We start from the raw sequence: 19,727 nt of genomic DNA, 5'->3' as shown, positions 1-19,727 counted from the left end.
ATTTAAGATTGGGGTACCAGGAGGGAATACAATGGAAATACTAAAAATTGAGAGTTTGGAAAAAGTATACAAGACCCCAGAGTATCAAGTGGATGCGTTACGATCGGTATCATTCTGCGTACAAAAAGGAGATTTTATCGCAATAACTGGTCCGAGTGGTAGTGGAAAATCAACACTACTTCATATTTTAGGCGGCGTTGATCAACAAACGGGGGGAACCGTAACCATTGATGACTTACAAATAGAAACTTTGGATGATACCAAGTTGACACTTTTTCGTAGACGTCATATCGGTTTGATCTATCAGTTTTACAATCTTATTCCGATGTTGTCTGTAGAAGAAAATATTCAACTACCTATTTTACTGGATGAAGGAATTGTGGACAGCGACTATTACAACGAACTCATTACCCTGTTACAACTTGAAGATCGACTTAATCATTTGCCCAATCAATTATCAGGAGGACAACAACAGCGGGTTGCGATAGCACGTGCGCTAATGAATAAGCCATCTTTATTGCTGGCAGACGAACCGACCGGAAATCTTGATCAGGAAAATTCGCGAAGAATTATGACCATGTTACGGTATGCGAATGAAACCTACAATCAAACAATCATTTTAGTCACCCATGATATCGATATTGCGCGAATGGCTGATCGTACAATTCATATCGAAGATGGGAAGATCGTTTATGATGGTATCAATCAATGACCATTCTTAACAAACTTATGAAACGTCAGTTGGGTAACAATTCGTTTACAGCCGCTATGACCATTTTGAGTGTCGTACTGTCAGTCGCTTTACTGACAATGGTTGGGATGATCACACAGACAATTTATGATGCTCAAATGCATAATCAGTTCAGTTACACCGAAAAATGGAATGCCCAATTAAGCGGAACGGATTTACCCACTACTATAAGTCAAATGGAGCCATCAATTGATACAGTTGCTTATAGTAGACCGCTCTTAATCAAGCATGGTAACAATATTATTCGGGGCGTAATGAGTGATGCTAATTTTGATTTAATCCGATCTGATAGTGATATAAAATACAATGGCAATCGGAACTTTGTATCGGGTCGTGCTCCGCTTAATGAAACCGAAGTCGCTTTTGGTTCTTACTTTGTTGACTCTATGACTCTTGGGGATACGGTTGTCGCAGTGTTGGATAATGGGGAACCAATTGACATAAGTCCGCTCACAGTTGTCGGTTTCTTTGAGAATGATGCGGGTAAGGGTTATAGTTACTACAGTCAATTAACCGACCCAAAGATTGCAACGAAAGCAGATATTATCTTCAAGTCGGATGTTCGAAACATTGATAAATTGGTTGCGTCTGCAATCGACAACAGCGGTGAAAATACACATGCCACGTATAACCAGAGCTACAATCAAGAACTCAAAATGATGGATGGCGTCGCTCAAGAAAAAATACTGGCGATTGGTATTGCTGCGGTAGTGATGAGTTTCTTCAGCCTTGCCACTTTCACGATGGTTCAGAATGCATTCTTTGCCAATATGAGTCGTCGGCAAAAGGACTTTGGTTTACTTCGAAGTATCGGTGCGAGTAAGAAACAGATTCATTCAATGATGCGAAAAGAAAGTTATGTGCTTGCCACTCTAGGAATCATCTTGGGAATTGGTGTAGGAATCTTAATGACGCGAAGTATTCAGCTTATTTATAACAATGCATCTACACTCACAGCAACTCTGAATATGGAAAGTTATGCTCCCTTTCATATCAGGTTATCATGGCAATTAATTGGGATCTTGATGCTTATTGGTTTCATTTCAGTCATGATACCGATTGAATTCATGGTTGCTAAAATATATCGGATGACAGCATTAGAAACAATAAGAGAATCGACACGTTATAAACGCAAATGGCATTTACCCCTTTGGGTGCGATTGAGCCGTAAAGAACCCATTCGTCTAGCTGGAAAATCAATGCAACGTGACGGTCATAAGTATCGAGGAATTCGAGTCGCAATTGTGATTGTAGTGATGCTTACAGTTTTTGTTGTCTCATTATTCCAAACGGTATTGAGACACGCAGTTCCCCAACCGGTTGTTTATAATATGTTCGCTCAATGGGATAATATCGGTGAGGGACAAGATCTAGATACGCTTGTGCAACAAGAGTCTTATGTTCAAGAAATTGTCAAAGTCTTGCATGAGAGCGATCATACCAATCAAGTAGTGATTACAAGAACACTTCCAATCAATATATCAGAACTGATGAAGGGAGACATCGACTACTCTGAATCCATTTATAATGCGGGCTTAAGTGAATCTTATACTGTTGTAAAACAAGTGAATCCGATGGAGATGACAGTTCTAGATGATTCGTTTTTTGCGTCGTTATTCCAGGAGGCTTCATCAAACGAACCAATGATTGTGATTGATAATTATTATGAAGGTTATCTGGAAAAAGAATCTAGATATGTTCAATATGCGGGTCCGATTTTGGATTTTGAAGGCATTGAAACGGTGACATTGACAAACAGCGATTATCAAAATGTTAATGTTAAAATTCATCAAGTTATAAATGAGGACAATACAAATTTAAATATACTTAGAAAAGGTCATGGACAAATGGCTAGCCCTATCATTTTGACAAACATGACAACATTCAATGAGATTAATAAAGTGCTTGCAAGCCCCTCAACGTATGAAGAGAACTACAAAGCGACATCCGAAACGATATTTAATATATCCAGTAGTGATGCGATGGCGACCGAGGAATTATTAACGAAACATTTTGCGGAGCTTCATATTGATAATAATCAAGCGCGTTATGAGTCTCGTGAAATCGTACTTTCAACTGTGGATAATATCACAAAATTAATTACAGGAATGATTGGATTTATCGTTTTTACAAATTTAATAAGTATGTCAATAATTCTCTATCGGGAACGTCGCAGTGAATTTGCAATGATGCGATCGATGGGCATGACGCAAGCACAGCTAAGTAAAACAGTAATGGTAGAATGCGCAATCGTAACAGTGCGTCCCATGATGATCGGATTAGTGCTCGGTGTGCTTGGGTACTCTACAATGATTTACATTATAAATAAGGATCTGCCTGTGATGGATCAGATGACATTTTATCTCGATATGCGAAGTATTGTGTTACTCGCAATTGCAATTTTAGTGATATGCATAATTAATGCTAAAGTAGCCATGCGCACTCTTGAACGACATAGTATCATCGAAAATTTGAAACGACTTTAGTCGTTTCTTTTTTATGTCATACTTTTGCCCTATTTGATGTGTATGCTATTGGCGAGGTGAACTATGAAAAAAATAACGACAATACTATTACTAATGGTTTTGCTGGTGGGTTGCACCCCAAGCCAAGAAACGGAGCCTATAGAAGCACCAAAGCAAGTGGTTCAAACAAAGGAACATGATCCATATCGAATTGATTATGATACAGTCTCTGAAACAGATACAACGCATGACATCAAAGTGATTGAAACAACGCAAACATTCAATTCGCAAACGTTGAATCGTTATATGTATACCGATAAGGACAATAATGACTATCCGGCTGGTTATCCGATAGTTGTAAAAAAAGATACTGCATTAACATTGAATGTGGAGAATCAAACGCAAACAGATACGAATATTCACTGGCACGGTTTATCCTTACCCAATGATCAAGACGGTCCTGCTTTACTGATAAACCCTCAACAGTCCTTTCAATATCAGTTCACGCCTGACTATCAGGGGACCTACTGGTACCATTCGCATAATCGCCCGGTTCGAGACCAAGTTGATTTTGGGATGTATGGGCCGTTGGTTATTTTAGAACCAGAAGATGCAAAATATACGATAGATCAAATCCTAGTGATAGATGACTGGGCTGTAAATCAAGTCAGTGGACATATGCAAATTGAGGGTGATACGGATACAGTTAATGGAAAAACAGGATCTGAAATTGAGCCGATTGCTTTTAATAATACGGATTTAGTGAAGTTACGATTTATTCAGGCAGCAACTGCGAAGAGTACAGTCATCAACTTTCCATTTGAGGTTAATGTAACGCATACAGATGGGATGCCACTTGAAGCTCCTTTTAAAACAACCGTATTGGAAATTGCACCAGGAGAGCGCTATGATATTGAAATAACCCATCAAGGAAATACAGATGAAACATTTGCAATCACCAATGATCGTAATCAAGGCTTTAAGATTCCTTTGATTTATGAGGCAAAGGAAGGGGGAAATCCTCATACAATCACAAATCAACAACCATCGCTTTATCAAATCGATGAAACTGCAATTCCACAACAACCCAATGTATCAATACGAATGGGTTCAACCATGAGTCGTGGTATGGGTCATGAGTGGACATTAAATGATGAGGTTTTCCCCAATACGGAATCGTTCAATCTGCAAAAAGATACTGTTTACCGTATACGTTTTACCAATGAAAATCGTATGAATAACCATCCGATGCATATCCATGGTGCTCATTTTAAAATCTTAAGTGTGGATGGCGAATCTGTTGAAAAAACAGTGTGGAAAGATACCATTGACGTACCAGCGGGGAGCTATATAGATGTTGCAATCCAATTTAAAAATCCAGGAGAGTGGATGCTTCATTGTCATATTCTAGATCACGAAGATGGGGGTATGATGACAAGTATTATTGTGGAATAAAAAGTACATGAGTGTGTTACTAAAATATAGTAACAAGCTTAAATTTGTGGTATGATACTTCTACTATGGGTCCGCTTCTCGGTGTGTAATGACCCTTAATTTTGATTTAGAAATTAAGGAGGCATTATGATACAAATAGAGCATATTTCTAAAACTTATAAAGTACCCATCCGTGAGGGTGGCATCAAAGAAGCAATCCGTGCCCTTTACAATCGTCAGTACCAAATCATTCAGGCTTTAGACGATATTAGCTATACCATTCCCAAGGGTCAAATTGTTGGTTACATCGGTCCAAATGGAGCGGGTAAAAGTACGACGATTAAAATAATGACAGGCATTCTACAACCAGATATTGGATCATGCACCATCAACGGTCGTGATCCTTTTCGTTCGCGAAAAGAGCACGCCCAACAGATTGGGGTTGTCTTCGGCCAACGGACACAGTTATGGTGGGATATTCCCGTTATCGATTCGTTTGAACTACTCAAAGATATATATGCGATTTCGGATGAAGATTACCAGCACCGATTGGCGGAACTTTCGAGCCTCTTAGACCTCGATCCGTTATTAAAGATACCTACTCGACAATTAAGCCTTGGGCAACGCATGCGATGTGATATTGCTGCTGCATTAATTCACAATCCAAAGGTGCTATTCTTAGATGAGCCAACAATCGGTTTGGATGCACCTTCAAAAATAGCAGTTCGCCAATTTATTAAATCAATCAATAAACGCTTTGAAACAACAATCGTTCTAACAACTCACGATATGCAAGATATCGAATCGCTAGTCGACCGAATTATATTAATAGGTAAGGGTCGTATTTTATTTGATGGTACGATGCGCATGCTGAAAAATCAGTATGAACTCGAAAAGCAAATCAAGATTCGTTTCAATGGCAGGCTCATGGAGCATTCGAGCTATGTTATTGAGTCGCAAGATGGCCAAGCAGCAACGCTTCGTGTTATCGGTGCCGTCAGTGATGCGGTCCGTGTTCTAAGTGATACCGTTGATATCGTGGATATGGAAATTGTAAGCACATCTTTAGATGATATTATCGTCAAGGCGTACGAGGCATATCAAATATGAAACTGTATCTATCGTTTTTTAAAATACGTTTTAAAGCGGGTCTTCAATACCGTGCTGCAGCCCTATCGGGAATGATAACTCAATTTGCATGGGGCTTTATGCTTATTGTGATGTTAGGGGTCTTTAACGGTAGTACGATGACACCCACTGATTTATCAACGTATGTGTGGCTTAATCAAGCGTTACTTGCCTTAACTGCGATTTGGGCCATGGATAGTAGTGTCTTCGAAACGATTGAAAATGGTGATGTCGCTTATGAAGCAGTCAAACCGGTGAATCTCTACACACTGTGGTTTGTTCGCAATGTGGCCCATCGCCTGTCTCGTTGTGCATTACGATTTGCGCCAGTTCTTCTGATTGCAGTGTGGTTACCAGAACCCTTCACATTACGGTTACCATCAACACCTACCCACTTCTTAGGGTTTCTTCTCTCACTAGCACTTACAGTCACAATTGAAGTCGCGATAACAATGTGGATGTATGTCTTTGTTATGCATACGAAGTCATCATTGGGCATCCGAACATTCTTTGTTGCTTTGTTTGAAATGTTTTCTGGAAGCAGCATTCCCTACGCATTCTTTCCGATTGCATTCCAAAATATCCTCAAATTAACCTTCTTTTATGGTTTGCAAACAGCTACATTTAATCTTTATCTTGGACTTGTAAATCCACTTTCAACACTGAGCATTCAATTCTTTTGGGCCTGTGTCCTGATTGGTACGGGGTATGTTGCAATGCAGCACAAACTCAAGTCATTCGAAATCGTGGGAGGATAACATGAAACTGTATTTTAAAATCGTTGCAATGCACGTTAAGTCACAATTACAACATCGAACCGCATTTCTTGCGTTATCTTTAGGGCAGGCTTTGTTAACGTTCAGTGGCATTTTTGCAGTTATTATTTTAGCGACCAATGTTACGACCGTTGCGGGGTTCAGTACACCAGAAATTTTGCTCGCGGGTGCAGTTGTAACTCTATCATTCGCAATTGCAGAATGTGTCTTTCGAGGGTTTGATACCTTTCCACGGTTGTTGGGGAACGGTCAATTTGATCGTATCCTCGTCCGGCCTCAAAATGTGCTGCTTCAGGTCTTAGGGAGCACAATGGAATTAAGTCGGTTGGGAAGAATTGTGGTTGCGAGTATTATTCTTGTGGTGGTCTCTCAGACTGTAGTGCTGTACCATATCTGGTTGCTGGCAATCATGGTTGTATCTGGGGTCGTTCTTTTTGGTTCTTTATTTATAATTTATGGATCCTGTAGTTTTTTTACGACTGATTCTTTGGAAGTGTTTAATATATTAACGGATGGTGGCCGTGAGTTTGGACAAGTGCCGTATGGTTTGTATGGAAAAAATATTCTGAAAGTACTGACGTTCATACTCCCTTTGGCATGTTTCCAGTATTATCCATTATTGGTTGTGCTTGGACGCGATGTTCCGACATACTTTCAATGGACACCGCTTGCGTGCTTTCTTTTCGTAATTCCCGCATTGTTAATGTGGCGCTGGGGTCGCCATCACTACCGATCAACGGGCTCATAAAAAAAGACTGGTATCACATTATTGTGATTGCCAGTCTTTTAATAAATAACCAAAGTAGTGAATATCGTACCAAACATCATCATAGCGGAATGCTTCCCGTTTGGTTCCTTCATGCGTGAAGCCTAGTTTCTCATAAACATGACGAGCTCTCGGGTTAAAGTCAAAGACATCCAACTCAATACGATGCAGTCCTAAAGTTCCGAATGCATAGTCTAATAGAAGTTGAATTGCTTCGCTTCCATAACCAAAGTTTGCATGTGCTGGGTCTATAAGAATTCGAAGATTGCAAATATTTAGGATTTCGTCCCATTCGTTCAAGACGATTTCCCCAACAACAATGCCGTCTGCAACAATAGCTAAATCAAGTCTGTCTGTTGCACTTGGTAGTGATTGATACCATGTTGTATACCGTTGAAGATCTGCTTCGGTGGGTGTTCTTTCAGCATCCTTGGATGTAAAGGCACTTCCGGTTAAAAAGGTCACTTCCGGAATGTTGATGATTTCAATCATTCGTGAAATGTCCTCAGTTTGAAAACGACGAAGTTGAATATTTTTGCCGATTAGTGTTGGTTTATTTTCGAAAATAGTTTCGGTTGTTTCGCCATCCATCCGTTTTGATAACGTTAAGATGTCGTCGATGGATTGAGCTCTTATATCCATAAACAGAATTGTTTGAAAGACCGATAATTCTTCTGCACTTAAGACATTAAATTCTGTCGGATAAGTGGGTGCAGTGTCCGGTGCTTCAAGACACTGTTGTTTGAGGACGAGATAATGATACATTAAATTGGGTTCGATATGAGCGCCTTGTTTGATGCGTGTATCCAGTAAATCTCTAATTGTTTTTTGATGAATTTCTCCGAAAGGGAAAACGTGCTTGAAGTAATCTTGAGCATCTTGCTCTTGTTGCTGTTTGGTTCGAAATAGTTTTTGTAAGTCCATAAGGTCACCTCTACCTTAAGTATACAAATTATGCGCTATACGCTGCAACATATTCTTGTGCATATGTGTTTAAGCGATTGAGTGTACTTATAATGTCGTGTTCAGATGTTGCAGGGTTGGTGCTGCACATACGAACTACTGTTTTTGATTCCAACTCAGTTGTGAACACGCCCGCATAACCAGAATCAACGATTGACTTAGCGATGCTTGCATTTAATGCATCGTTTGTTTCTTTTGAAAACTCTGGATGGTTGTAACGGAAGTTAATGATTGCAAAATGTGGTCCAGAGACAAGTTCCCAGTTTTCCATGGTACTAAGTGTTAAGGCTCCAAGTTCTGCTAAAGTTTGCCCATAGTCAACACGACGGCTAAACTCATCCGTACCAAGAACTTGCAAGGTAAGCCATAGTTTTAAGGCGCGTGCAGGGCGAGTTAGCTCAATTCCAAGTGATGAAAAGTCAACTGAGCCGCCATCAATATCTTGAAGATATTCCGGTGTTGCACTAAAACTGTTGAGAAGGTCTTGTTTATCTTTGACGATAATCATGGCACAACTATAAGTTTGAAAAAGCAATTTATGAGCATCCCAACTGACGCTATCCGCACGTTCAATACCTCCTAGGTGATGGCGTTGCGTCGTGGATAACAAGAACGATGCACCGTAAGCACCATCAACGTGGAGCCAAATGCCATATGATGCTGCAATATCAGCGATGGCATGAAGTGGGTCAACAGTACCCGTGTTAGTTGTTCCTGCAGTTGCGATAATTGTCGCTGGGACAAGGCCGTTCGATAGATCTTGTTCAATCATTGTTTGAAGCTGATGGACGTCTATTTGGAAGGCATCATTTGTGGGAACAAAACGTAATTGTTTGCGCGTGTATCCGGTAATGTACAACGCTTTTTCGACGGAGTGGTGGGTTTGGTCGGAAAGGTATACAACACCAAGATGACGATTATCTTCGGATAATACTTTATCACGGCCAACAATTACGCCTGTCAAGTTGGCCATTGAACCGCCAGAGACAAAGACACCACCCGCTTTTTCAGAAAAACCAATTTGTTGCGCTAACCATTGGATGACGTTTTCTTCGATAGTACTTGCAGATGAACTGTTAATCCAGTTACTTGCATGGACATTGAACGCTTGCGTCATGACATCGCCTAACCATGACAATTTTGATGCAGGTCCGGGGATAAACCCAAATGCACGGGTATGGTCTTGCTTTAGAATGTGTGGGTAAACGTCTGTGAGTAATTCTTGAACGACTGCATCGACGCTTCGTCCTTCTTTGCTAAAGGTTTGGTTGGTAAAGTACGCAATGATGTCGTCAGGTGCAACACTACGCGCCGGTGCATCGGTTGTATCATTAAAATAGGCGTTAATAAACGCAAGCGCTGCCTCATAGACTGCTTGATCTTCAGTTAGATTTAAATTTTTCATAGGAACTCCTTTACAATGCTTTCGATTAAATATACCATGTCCGTATACATAAGAAAAATTAAACAAATTAATGTGACATATAAATTTCGTTTATGGGAGGTGCTTATGGATTTACGACACATTCAATCTTTTGTTAAGGTTGTGGAAAAACAAAGTTTTAGTAAGGCAGCTCAAGAATTAGGTTACACACAAGCAGCTATTACGATACAAATTAAGCAACTCGAAGAAACACTCGGTACGAAGTTGTTTGACCGTATTCATCGTAAAGTTCGGTTAACAGAAGATGGGGAAGCATTTATCTTTTATGCGAATGATATTTTACGTACTTTTAATCGTGCACGATCATTCAAAAATGATGAAGAATCAGTAAAGACGATTATCCGTGTTGGAACTGTTGGATCGTTAGGAAGTCATTTTTTTCCAGATTTTATATACACATTCAGTCAACAATATCCGTTGGTTGAATTAAAAATAATTATAGGAACGACTAAAAGTTTGACAGATATGATTCACCGCAACGAGATAGATATCATGTACACGATTGACGAACTCATTTATGAGCCCGAACTTGTAAACATGATGCGAGAACCGGAGCCCATTTACTTTGTGACAAAAGATCCAAACATTAAAGCACAAAAATATTCTTTAGATGAAATTAGTGATTATCCGTTTTTACTCACAGAAAAAGGCGAAGCGTATCGGTATGAACTCGAACGTCATCTTGCTCATGAATCCGTCGATTTGAATGCGATTGTGGAAGTTGGGGAAATTGGCATCATTACAAAAGTTCTCAAAAAAGGACTCGGAATTGCATACCTTCCATATTTTTCTGTAAAAGATGATGTTGATAGTCATGCGTTGAATATTGTGGATGTTGATATTCCCAATGTCACGATGTGGCGTCAAGTTATGGTACATGAAAAGAAGTTTTTAAGTAAAGGAATGAAAGACTTCTTAGAAACGATTACAAAAATATAAAACACCACGATAAGTGGTGTTTAGTCATGCTTGCTTTCACGATATGTGAAGTAAGATCCAATTCCAGCTAATGCAGAAAGGACAAGTAATCCTTTTGAATTAAAGAGGACGCCAGTTCCGAGCAGAACAGCAGCAACTGTGCCATTGATTTTTGCGTGTTTTCGAAGGCTTTCGCTATCATCTTTAGGAAGCGGCATCGTAATTCCTAATTTCTTGTTAATTGCATGTACTTTTTGGTTTATTTCGCGGATCATTATTTCTTCTCCTTTGTGATGTGTGGTAACGTGGCCCGAAGCATGAGTTCATATATATCGGCTTTATTTGTTGTGGTCTCATGACCACTTCTAAGTGTAGATAGTAGTGTATTCAATGTGTCAAATGTAAAGGTATCCGAGATTATAGAGGTAAGTCCGCAGGTTTCAAGGGCATCTTCAAAACTTGAGTAGTTGCTTTCGAAGAGACGATTCACTTGTAGCGGGTCAAGTTTCTTCAAGAACAGTTTAAAGTCGTGGTCGTTAAACGTATACAGAAAAGGCTTTGAGTCATATTCATGATAGAGCATCACATTGAGAGCAATGAATCCTTCAAGCGTTGGTTGGCGGTGGGTGATGTCATGCGCACGTTCAGATAAATCGCTTTGAATACTCAAGAATGCCTCATAAAAAAGTTCTTCTTTATTCTCAAAGAGTAAATAGAATGATCCCGTAGCAATATTGGTTGCTGAGGTAAGGGCAGCGATACTTGTCTTTGTGTAACCTTTGTCAATCCATGATTGAATACACGCCTCTACTAAGCTTGAGCGTAGTGCTTGTTTCTCTAAGTCGGTGAATCCTTTAGGTCCAGTTTTCATTGTTCCTCCAATTGTGAATATATCAATAACAATATTCATAATTAAAGTATACGTTGTAATAGAACACAATTCAAGTATAAAAAAACCACCATGATGTGGTGGTTGTGTTGATTATTGGTGAGTGATTGCAGGTGTTGCGCTGTATTCATATAAGTAAGCGACACCATTGGCAGTAAATGTGAATGCGAGAGGATACGAAGAGTCTTTAACGACCTCGATGTCTTGAATATCACGAAGCGTAACATTAAGTGTGTTTATAATGTCATTGAGGATTGGACTATCTGTTGTTTCGAGGTATCGTGAGTCAAACTGTTGGAGCTCGTGTAAGGCATCAAACTCCTGAATGACACCATCTTCATAGTGCTTGACACGAAGATCGAAAGCATCGATATGTTGAATGTAGAGTTTTTCCCATAGGTTTTCACGCGTTTCGAGTTTTTCATACTCTTTAACGAGCAGCTCGGCGAACGCTGTTGAGAAAGCACGGTCATAATAGACATGACCTAACATACACCATGTTCCTTCACCGATGATGACATCAAGAATTTTTCCATCTGCATCAGCGTTGACATAGTACTCGCCCGCTTCAGAAACGTCATGTTTAACGACAGGATATGTTGCATGAAGTTCATATGCGTGAAAGACGTTTTCTGTAAAATAGTTATCGGATGAACAAATATAGGTGTTTTTCAATTGGTCCAAGACAAGCATGAGTGTGGATGTGTTGTTGTAGCGATTGAAATCATGATTTATGATAATCTTGACATTGAACATTTCAGCGAGGTATTCAAACAATTCATGTTTATAACCGAGAACCAGCGTAATATCTGTAATGCCAACTGCCTGAAGTTGCTTTATTTGACGTTCGATTAGAATTTCATCCTTAACATTTAGAAGTCCTTTTGGTTTTTCAAAAGAAAGTGGTGCGAATCGTGATGCCATACCCGCAGCCATAATAACGGCGTTATCGACTTTATAAGGTTCGAGTGCATTTAAACCAGCATCTGTAATGTTTAGATCAGCATCGATAAATCCCAATTCAAATAAGTGTTGCGATTGCGAATCGGAAGTATGAAGTTTGTTCTCATAAGCATTTCGTAAGTATGTAAATTCTGTAACGTTCATAGTAACTCCTTGAGGCAGTGCCTTTGTATTCTATGGATATCTTACACCAATCAATTATGAACTTCAATCACGCATCACATGTCTTATTTGATATACTGTAAGAAAGGAGCCTATCATGAAAATTAAACGTATAGAAACTTTGGACCAACCGCAAATTGCGATGCTTGTTAGGATTTGGGAACGGTCAGTCTTTGAAACTCATGACTTTCTAAAGGTCGGAGATTTTCGAAAATTTAAAACGATGATTCCGACATATTTTGAACACACAGATAGTGTGATTGGTGCGTATGTGGATACGCAGTGTGTAGGTTTTGCAGCACAGAAAGGTGATAACTTGGATATGTTGTTTGTTGATCCTGATCACTTTGGTAAAGGTATCGGCAAAAAATTACTCTCGGTCATGGAAACGATGGGCGTAAAAACACTGGATGTGAACGAAGACAACCCCAATGCACACGCATTTTATGAAGCGATGGGCTATCATGTTGTGCGTCGTAGTGCGGTAGATGATAGCGGTAATCCATACCCAATTCTTCATATGGAAAAATAAGCAGATTCTGCTTATTTTTTTATTGCTGTGGAAGATTTTTATGTGATTTAATATTTGTCAAGATTTTGTGATATGATTAGCATACAAATTAATAGTAAGTATTGGGGTAAGAATATGGGTAAAATACTGAATTCAAAAGGACGCACTGAATTTTCATTCAATGCCTTTAAAAAATGGGTTACGAACTATAAGCTTTTTAATATGCTGCTGGTTGTTGCGCTGGTGTTAGTTGGATATACATTCTGGGATGAACGTCCCAATTCGATGCGAACACCGTTTTATAAAAATACCCGCGACTACAATAATGTCACGGGAAGTTACGATTTTAATGCGTTTTACGAATTATTGTCACAAGAAAAAGGTGCAGCCGTCAAAGATGTACACTTTAAGCTCGAAACACCTTATTGTTACGATACCAACGATGTTTCCCTGTGCATTAAGGGATATGAACTATTCCAAACAGAGAAACACGTTCCGTTAACATCAGTCTATAAATATAATAAAGCCAGTTACTTTGTAATCGTACGTTTAGAGATTGCAAATAGGCGCGATAAGCCAATATCAATAGACAACTTTTACCAACATTATGGTGATGTTTCAGATTTCACCAGACCATTAAGAAATGAAGAATTCGAGATCCCTAACAATTTAGGAAACTTTGGCCGAGACGACAAACTAAAAGTCGACCAGCATCAAAGCTATGAAGGCTATTTGCTATATCCACTCACAGCGGAAGCATATCGCCAACTCTATTTTGAGGGGAGTTACTGGCTCAGTATGCCAGATGTTGTGGATACATCCAAATTAGATGCTCGAAACCTGATGGGACTATCTGAAGTCATTGAGTTACCGATGGTCGAACCTGTCATGGCGTCCCATTTCGAAACAGTTACGAATTTACCAACAGAACAAACGAAACGGACATCGAGTTTTTCAAAAGTATCCACTCATTATGAACCTAATGTAACAATCACCAATAGTCAAGAAACTTTGGCTGTTGAAGTACAGGTAATTGAAGAAGGATATACTGAATACCGTCCGTATTATATTTCGAAACGTAAAAACAGATCGTATTTATATGGGAAGACAAACTATCAAACCGTGAAGGTTCGCCTCACGAATTTAGGAATGCCTTCGATTGATACACAAGTTCTCACTGCATCATTGGACTTGGCATCGAGCAATTTCAAATCAACGGGTTATTTGGTTTCAACGCGAATGCAAGTTGAAGCGAATGGTACCGCAGATTTAATTTTTGAGTTTTCTAGGGATGAACGTGGAACCAATGCCCTCATTCCGAATGAAACATACCGTTTTATTTTATCAAATGACAGAAAGGACATTCTGCTTGAAGGTGAAGTCAAGCTAGAGCAATAGGGGGAAAATAATATGGCAATAATCGATATCGTAAAATACGCGGGTGATAATCAAGAATTCGCATGGAAGTTTCCAAATGATGCACTTTCAACAAAATCACAACTCATTGTGAATGAGTCACAAGTGGCGGTGCTTTTTAGAGGTGGAAAGGCCTTTGATATTTATGAACCAGGACGTCATACGCTCAATACTGAAAATATTCCGTTGTTGAATGCAATCATCAATTTACCATTTGGTAAAGAATCACCATTCAAAGCTGAAATATGGTATGTCAACATGGCACATGTATTGGATGTAAAATGGGGAACGCAGACGCCTGTGAATATCCAAGATCCGAAATATGGAATTTACGTACCAGTAAGTGCTTATGGACAGTTTGGGATGACAATAAACGATCCGAAGACATTCTTGAAAAAGATGGTTGGAACAGTACCAAGTTTTGGTCGAGAACATATCACCAAGTATTTCAGAGGGATGTATACCAGTCATGTTAAGGATGAAATTTCGACCTACTTAATTGAAAAAAGAATTCCCGTTTTAGATTTAGGTGCATACCTGACAGAATTGTCTGCCTTTATGAAACAGCAAATGATGTCAGAATTTGATACGTACGGCATCGAATTATTGAATTTTTATGTGGAAGACATTAGTACTGATGATGACGATGAAGGCGTTGTGCGTTTGAAACAGGCTTTATCAAAACGTGCTGAAATGGATATCATTGGTTATGAATATAAAGAAGAAAGAACCTTTGATGCTTTAGTTGGCGCTGCACAAAATGAAGGCAGCACCGGCGGCTTCATGGGAGCCGGTATTGGCTTGGGCGTAGGAAGCGCGGTTGGACAAAATCTGGGTGCCGCAATGAATGAAGTTACGCAAAGTGTTTTGAAAACTGAGACCCGAACATGCAGTAACTGTAACCACCCTGTGAACGAAGACGATAAGTTCTGTGCTAATTGTGCTCAAACTCTACAAGCTCCAGAACATCGTTGCGCATGCGGCGCTGTCGTAGGTGAACACCAAAAATTCTGTCACGAATGTGGACAAAGTTTGCACAATAAATGTACGGCATGTGATGCACCCCTCAAGCAAGATGCAAAATTCTGCCCTGATTGTGGGAAAGCGGTGGTAGATGATGAAGCGTAAAGCAGATGTAGCGTTGATTGCGGGTATCATATGTATTGCGTTCACGGTCCTCGTGGGTGTGCTCACTGATTTACTTGAATCCAGTTTCGTCGTTTGGGTGCTGGTTGCCGAATTCCTTGCGACAGGTCTGACATACCAATCCCTACAAAAAACTACACTTGCCAAAATAGCAGTAATGCCAGTAATGCTTGTATATGTACTATTCGCAATTGTCTTTTCGGCAATTATATACGCCATTCCAAATGTTAGTGAAGCTGTTTTACATATTGGCGAAGCAGCACTGCTTGGTGGTGTCATTATTGCTTATTTAGTCATTAATACAACCGGGAATAAAGAGGTATAGCTATGGCAAAACTCATTGATCGAAAAAAACATTTACGACGGAGTGAATCAGGCAAGGTTCTAAAAAAACAGGCCCTGAGAAACTTAGGAATCGGTGTCTATGCGTTTGGTATGTTTACATGGTATCAACAAGTATTTGGTGATTATTACTATAGTTATGAGATCGGAAGATATTTTGCATTTGTGTTTATTGCAGTGGGCCTTCTCATGATATACCGAGCAACACGCTATAACTTACAAATCGATATGTACAATCAGTATTATTATTGGATTTATCAAAATGAAATGTTTACACTTCAAGAACTTGCGACTGCTAGTGAAAAATCAGAAACAACAATTATTCGTGAGATTAACACTTTAATTAATGATGGCTTTCTCAAAAATATTCATTTGAACACGAAAGAACGAACGATTGAAGGTGCTTTCGTAACATCGGTTAAAGAACAGATTCAACGGAAAGTAATTCGTTGCAGTGGCTGCGGTGCGCGAAATGAAGTTGTAGAAAATGAAACACGAGAATGTGAATATTGTGGTCGTAAACTTGTGTATGATCATCAATAAAAAACAACCCACTCAATACCTTGAGTGGGTTATATTTTTGCTAGAATATAAAAAAACACGCAAATTATCGCGTGTTTGGATTTCATCATGGGGCGACCGACGGGACTTGAACCCGCGAGTGCCGGAGCCACAACCCGGTGCGTTAACCAACTTCGCCACGATCGCCATGTGCTTTGACATTATAGCCCAAATACGTTCCGGTGTAAACAAAAAATAGTAAAAAAATGAATGATCATCCATGAATTAAATATTGATCATGTAACGTTCCGCTTTGATGGCAACTCAAACAGCAAAAAAAAGAACAATTAAGCATCCTAATATTTGATACAATAAACGGTAGAATGGGGAATAATTATGACTAATTTTGATTTAATCCAACTTATTAATGAAGGCGTTCCATCAGTCCATATCGAATGCGACCATGACACATTTCTCGAAATTCAGAAAAAACTGCCACAATCCAACCTGATTACTGTTGCATTTGATGATGGCATGTATGAATTTATGAAAGTTGAAAAACTTTTGAATTTTTATAAAGATATTAATAACGCTTCCGTCGATGTATACGATGTTATGACATGTTTTGATTTGCATCGCTATACTCAACAAAAAGTATCGAAACTTGAAGCAGGAGTTAAACGGCGCCTCATGATCGCGCAGGCATTATTCATGAATCCCAAACTCATTCTTATTGAAGACCCTCTCGCCAACCTCGATAAAGAATCGGCCAAAATAATTGTAGGTGCACTTGAAACAATCAGTGAAACAACGCGAGTCATAACCACATCTCCATCATTTCGCAATGTCTGTTTGATGCCCGGGAATTTATATTACAGTCGCAACGAAACAATTATTCCGATTTATGAGTCTGTCCAAAATATCATGCCGACCATCCAAACTAGCAATACACTAGTCGTGAAGAGTAAAGGCAATGAATATGTTATTGATATTCAAGATATTTTTTATGCAGAGAGCATCGATGCAGTGACGCATCTCTATGTAAAAAACTCGCTGATTCCAACCCAGTTCACTTTGGAAGAGCTGGAGACACAACTGCAGGCATATCAATTTTTCAGATGCCATCGCTCTTATTTGGTTAGCATTCCAAAAGTTACGGAAATCCAACAATGGACCCGCAACAGTTATGTATTGGTCTTATCAGGTCAAAGTGATGTGGAAATTCCACTCAGCAAGCGCCGATATAGTGAGTTCAAAGCCGTGCTCCACTCAGGGCAATAATGCGCCACTGAGCGGATCTTCCGCAGTATTCACCGCGATTCTTGCGCCATTCGATGAAATAGCCTTAAAAATGAAAACAGAACCTCTATACTGGATTTAGGCAAACAAGCCAGGAGGTTTATGTATGAACAAAATCGTATCCATTAACGATTTATCAATCACTTTCAACACTAAAAAAGTTTTGAAACACATGTCTTTTGATGTGTACGAAGGTGAAATATTTGGTTTCTTAGGACCGAGCGGTGCTGGTAAAACTACAACGATAAAAGCCCTAACGAAACAGTTACGTGTCAGTCCAAATACAATTGAACTATTTGGGAAGACGTTAGAAAATCATAATGCATCGGTCTATGATCGTCTTGGAATTATGACAGACAGTAATGATGTATATGACGCACTCAGTGTGTACGACAATTTGAAATTCTTCGCAAATCTAAAAAATGTTGATCTGCGACAAGTCGATCAACTGCTTAGAGAAATTGGCCTTTATGATGATCGGAAAACACTGGCTAAAAAACTATCCCGCGGTATGAGACAACGTCTTATCCTCGCTACCGCCCTCATTCATCAGCCAGCACTGCTTTTCCTCGATGAACCAACCGCAGCCTTGGATCCGAAAACAACGTCTGATATTCACATGCTATTTCAACGTATTAACCAAAACGGCACGACGATCTTCTTAACTACACATTCAATGGAAGAGGCAGACAAGTTGTGTGATCGCATCGCATTTCTCGATAACGGTACAATTGTTGAAATGGGAACATCCGAAGCGCTGAAACTAAAATATGCCCAAAATGAAGTTGTTGTTCACTATAACGACGGCACATACAAACGGGTAACTAAAGACCAACAAGGGCTCAAAGAACTTGCAAATGAAACTAAAGTTATTAACACAATTCATTCCGTCGAGCCTAACTTAGAAACAATATTCTTAGCAGTAACAGGGAGAGATAATTATGACAATGCGTAAATGGAAAGCACTCATTCAAAAAGACTTTAAACTAACATTTAGCAATAAAAGTTTCCTGGTCATCATGCTTATGCCAGTAATCTTTGCAGTTTTTTATACAACCATCCTACCGATGCCACCAGGACCCGAAGCCGATATGATTATCTTAATTATGATTACGGTTCTGGGCTTAATGATGCTAGGTTCCTCTTCTATGGGTATGTCCATTGCAGAAGAAAAAGAAAAAAAGACCCTACGATCACTCATGCTATCGGATGTATCAGGATTTGAATTCCTAGTAAGCAAGATGATTGTTGTCACGATCCTCTTTACATTAATACAAGTCGTGTGTTTCATCATTGTGGGAGTCTCCATGAGTTATTTACCTTATTATATATTGTTGGTTTTTATGACAGTACTCTCACTATTGTTTATCAGCTCGATTATTGGCTTGATTGCACCGAATCAACAAGCAGTCGGAATCTATGGATTACCTGTTATGTTATTGACGGCAGCACCAATGTTTTCCATTATGGGTGATAACCCCGTAGTGTTAACAATCAGTAAGTTTTTACCGACAGGTCCTATTACACTCATGCTATTTCACGAAGTAGACCCAAGCTTGGTGTATCCGAGTTGGTTGGGTTTTGGATCAATGATTTTATGGATTATCATCGCAGTACTTGCATTTACGACCTATTACAAACGAAAACAACTCGATAACTAGACATAATAAAAAAGCTCCCTTCTTCAAGGGAGCTTGTATTTTTATCATGGGGCGACCGACGGGACTTGAACCCGCGAGTGCCGGAGCCACAACCCGGTGCGTTAACCAACTTCGCCACGATCGCCATATGCGTTGACATTATAGCCCATAAAAAATCGTTTGTAAATAGGGTATATTAAAAATAACGAAATA

Annotated in this window: 20 protein-coding genes and 2 tRNA genes; 15 read left to right on the top strand and 7 right to left on the bottom strand. The window is 39.4% G+C overall.

Translation table 11 applies throughout. The features are described from left to right. Window positions 1–31: 31 nt before the first annotated feature. The 6 genes from GVV22_RS08840 (at window position 32) to GVV22_RS08815 (ending at window position 7,302) form a co-directional block, all read left to right on the top strand. Window positions 32–712: an ABC transporter ATP-binding protein gene (locus GVV22_RS08840; RefSeq protein WP_159649758.1), complete on the top strand. Its 681-nt coding sequence runs from the start codon at window positions 32–34 to the stop codon at window positions 710–712. Beyond that, window positions 709–3,237 (top strand): ABC transporter permease, encoded by a 2,529-nt coding sequence (locus GVV22_RS08835; RefSeq protein ID WP_159649757.1) that lies wholly within the window; start codon window positions 709–711, stop codon window positions 3,235–3,237. The genes GVV22_RS08840 and GVV22_RS08835 overlap by 4 nt, the downstream gene beginning before the upstream one ends. 63 nt (window positions 3,238–3,300) lie before the next feature. Next, entirely contained in the window at window positions 3,301–4,671 is a 1,371-nt protein-coding gene (locus tag GVV22_RS08830; RefSeq protein WP_159649756.1) for a multicopper oxidase family protein, read from the top strand. Window positions 4,672–4,797: 126 nt separating this feature from the next. Beyond that, a complete protein-coding gene (locus GVV22_RS08825; RefSeq protein ID WP_159649755.1) occupies window positions 4,798–5,760 on the top strand; it encodes an ABC transporter ATP-binding protein in 963 nt (320 codons plus the stop codon). Then, window positions 5,757–6,536, top strand: coding sequence for an ABC transporter permease (locus GVV22_RS08820; RefSeq protein WP_159649754.1), 780 nt, complete (start codon window positions 5,757–5,759; stop codon window positions 6,534–6,536). The genes GVV22_RS08825 and GVV22_RS08820 overlap by 4 nt, the downstream gene beginning before the upstream one ends. Window position 6,537: 1 nt before the next feature. Beyond that, entirely contained in the window at window positions 6,538–7,302 is a 765-nt protein-coding gene (locus GVV22_RS08815) for an ABC transporter permease (RefSeq protein WP_159649753.1), read from the top strand. 18 nt (window positions 7,303–7,320) lie between these two features. On the opposite strand, the gene GVV22_RS08810 is transcribed toward GVV22_RS08815, so the two are convergent. Together GVV22_RS08810 and GVV22_RS08805 are read right to left on the bottom strand one after the other, a co-directional pair. Next, complete coding sequence (locus GVV22_RS08810; protein ID WP_159649752.1) at window positions 7,321–8,244, bottom strand: GNAT family N-acetyltransferase; 924 nt, start codon at window positions 8,242–8,244, stop codon at window positions 7,321–7,323. Window positions 8,245–8,272: 28 nt separating this feature from the next. Then, window positions 8,273–9,688, bottom strand: a complete 1,416-nt coding sequence (locus GVV22_RS08805) for a pyridoxal phosphate-dependent decarboxylase family protein (protein WP_159649751.1) — start codon at window positions 9,686–9,688, stop codon at window positions 8,273–8,275. 105 nt (window positions 9,689–9,793) lie between these two features. On the opposite strand from GVV22_RS08805, the gene GVV22_RS08800 reads away from it, so the two are divergent. Continuing rightward, window positions 9,794–10,666, top strand: coding sequence for a LysR family transcriptional regulator (locus tag GVV22_RS08800; RefSeq protein WP_159649750.1), 873 nt, complete (start codon window positions 9,794–9,796; stop codon window positions 10,664–10,666). 20 nt (window positions 10,667–10,686) lie between these two features. On the opposite strand, the gene GVV22_RS08795 is transcribed toward GVV22_RS08800, so the two are convergent. The 3 genes from GVV22_RS08795 to GVV22_RS08785 form a co-directional block, all read right to left on the bottom strand. Then, the gene (locus GVV22_RS08795) at window positions 10,687–10,920 is read right to left on the bottom strand and encodes a hypothetical protein (protein ID WP_159649749.1); all 234 of its coding nucleotides are present in this window, start codon (window positions 10,918–10,920) and stop codon (window positions 10,687–10,689) included. Further along, complete coding sequence (locus tag GVV22_RS08790) at window positions 10,920–11,516, bottom strand: TetR/AcrR family transcriptional regulator (RefSeq protein ID WP_159649748.1); 597 nt, start codon at window positions 11,514–11,516, stop codon at window positions 10,920–10,922. The genes GVV22_RS08795 and GVV22_RS08790 overlap by 1 nt, the downstream gene beginning before the upstream one ends. A 111-nt stretch (window positions 11,517–11,627) precedes the next feature. Then, window positions 11,628–12,641, bottom strand: a complete 1,014-nt coding sequence (locus tag GVV22_RS08785) for an NTP transferase domain-containing protein (protein ID WP_159649747.1) — start codon at window positions 12,639–12,641, stop codon at window positions 11,628–11,630. 115 nt (window positions 12,642–12,756) lie between these two features. On the opposite strand from GVV22_RS08785, the gene GVV22_RS08780 reads away from it, so the two are divergent. From GVV22_RS08780 to GVV22_RS08760, 5 genes are all read left to right on the top strand, one after another. After that, window positions 12,757–13,191 (top strand): GNAT family N-acetyltransferase, encoded by a 435-nt coding sequence (locus GVV22_RS08780; protein WP_159649746.1) that lies wholly within the window; start codon window positions 12,757–12,759, stop codon window positions 13,189–13,191. A 114-nt stretch (window positions 13,192–13,305) separates the two neighbouring features. Then, a complete protein-coding gene (locus GVV22_RS08775) occupies window positions 13,306–14,568 on the top strand; it encodes a hypothetical protein (protein ID WP_159649745.1) in 1,263 nt (420 codons plus the stop codon). Between the two features lie 12 nt (window positions 14,569–14,580). Beyond that, entirely contained in the window at window positions 14,581–15,714 is a 1,134-nt protein-coding gene (locus tag GVV22_RS08770) for an SPFH domain-containing protein (RefSeq protein WP_159649744.1), read from the top strand. Continuing rightward, window positions 15,704–16,057, top strand: coding sequence for a hypothetical protein (locus GVV22_RS08765; protein ID WP_159649743.1), 354 nt, complete (start codon window positions 15,704–15,706; stop codon window positions 16,055–16,057). Before GVV22_RS08770 ends, GVV22_RS08765 begins: the two co-directional genes overlap by 11 nt. 2 nt (window positions 16,058–16,059) lie before the next feature. Next, on the top strand, window positions 16,060–16,617 hold the full coding sequence (locus GVV22_RS08760; protein ID WP_159649742.1) for a hypothetical protein: 558 nt from the start codon (window positions 16,060–16,062) through the stop codon (window positions 16,615–16,617). Window positions 16,618–16,705: 88 nt separating this feature from the next. Here the strand turns inward: GVV22_RS08760 and GVV22_RS08755 are convergent. Then, a tRNA-His gene (locus GVV22_RS08755) sits at window positions 16,706–16,782 on the bottom strand. A gap of 189 nt (window positions 16,783–16,971) precedes the next feature. On the opposite strand from GVV22_RS08755, the gene GVV22_RS08750 reads away from it, so the two are divergent. The 3 genes from GVV22_RS08750 to GVV22_RS08740 all read left to right on the top strand — a co-directional run bounded on the left by GVV22_RS08750 (window position 16,972) and on the right by GVV22_RS08740 (window position 19,535). Continuing rightward, window positions 16,972–17,856, top strand: coding sequence for a LytTR family transcriptional regulator DNA-binding domain-containing protein (locus GVV22_RS08750; protein WP_159649741.1), 885 nt, complete (start codon window positions 16,972–16,974; stop codon window positions 17,854–17,856). Between the two features lie 124 nt (window positions 17,857–17,980). Next, the gene (locus tag GVV22_RS08745; protein WP_159649740.1) at window positions 17,981–18,829 is read left to right on the top strand and encodes an ABC transporter ATP-binding protein; all 849 of its coding nucleotides are present in this window, start codon (window positions 17,981–17,983) and stop codon (window positions 18,827–18,829) included. After that, a complete protein-coding gene (locus GVV22_RS08740) occupies window positions 18,816–19,535 on the top strand; it encodes an ABC transporter permease (RefSeq protein ID WP_159649739.1) in 720 nt (239 codons plus the stop codon). Before GVV22_RS08745 ends, GVV22_RS08740 begins: the two co-directional genes overlap by 14 nt. Window positions 19,536–19,582: 47 nt before the next feature. Here GVV22_RS08740 and GVV22_RS08735 read toward each other — a convergent pair. Beyond that, window positions 19,583–19,659: transfer RNA gene (locus GVV22_RS08735), tRNA-His, on the bottom strand. Window positions 19,660–19,727 lie beyond the last annotated feature (68 nt).

This window comes from Erysipelothrix aquatica, assembly GCF_009828825.1.
Lineage (GTDB): Bacteria > Bacillota_I > Bacilli_A > Erysipelotrichales > Erysipelotrichaceae > Erysipelothrix > Erysipelothrix aquatica_A.
The sequence above is the reverse complement of the archived record's forward strand: the minus strand, read 5'-3'. Positions and strand labels throughout refer to the sequence as shown.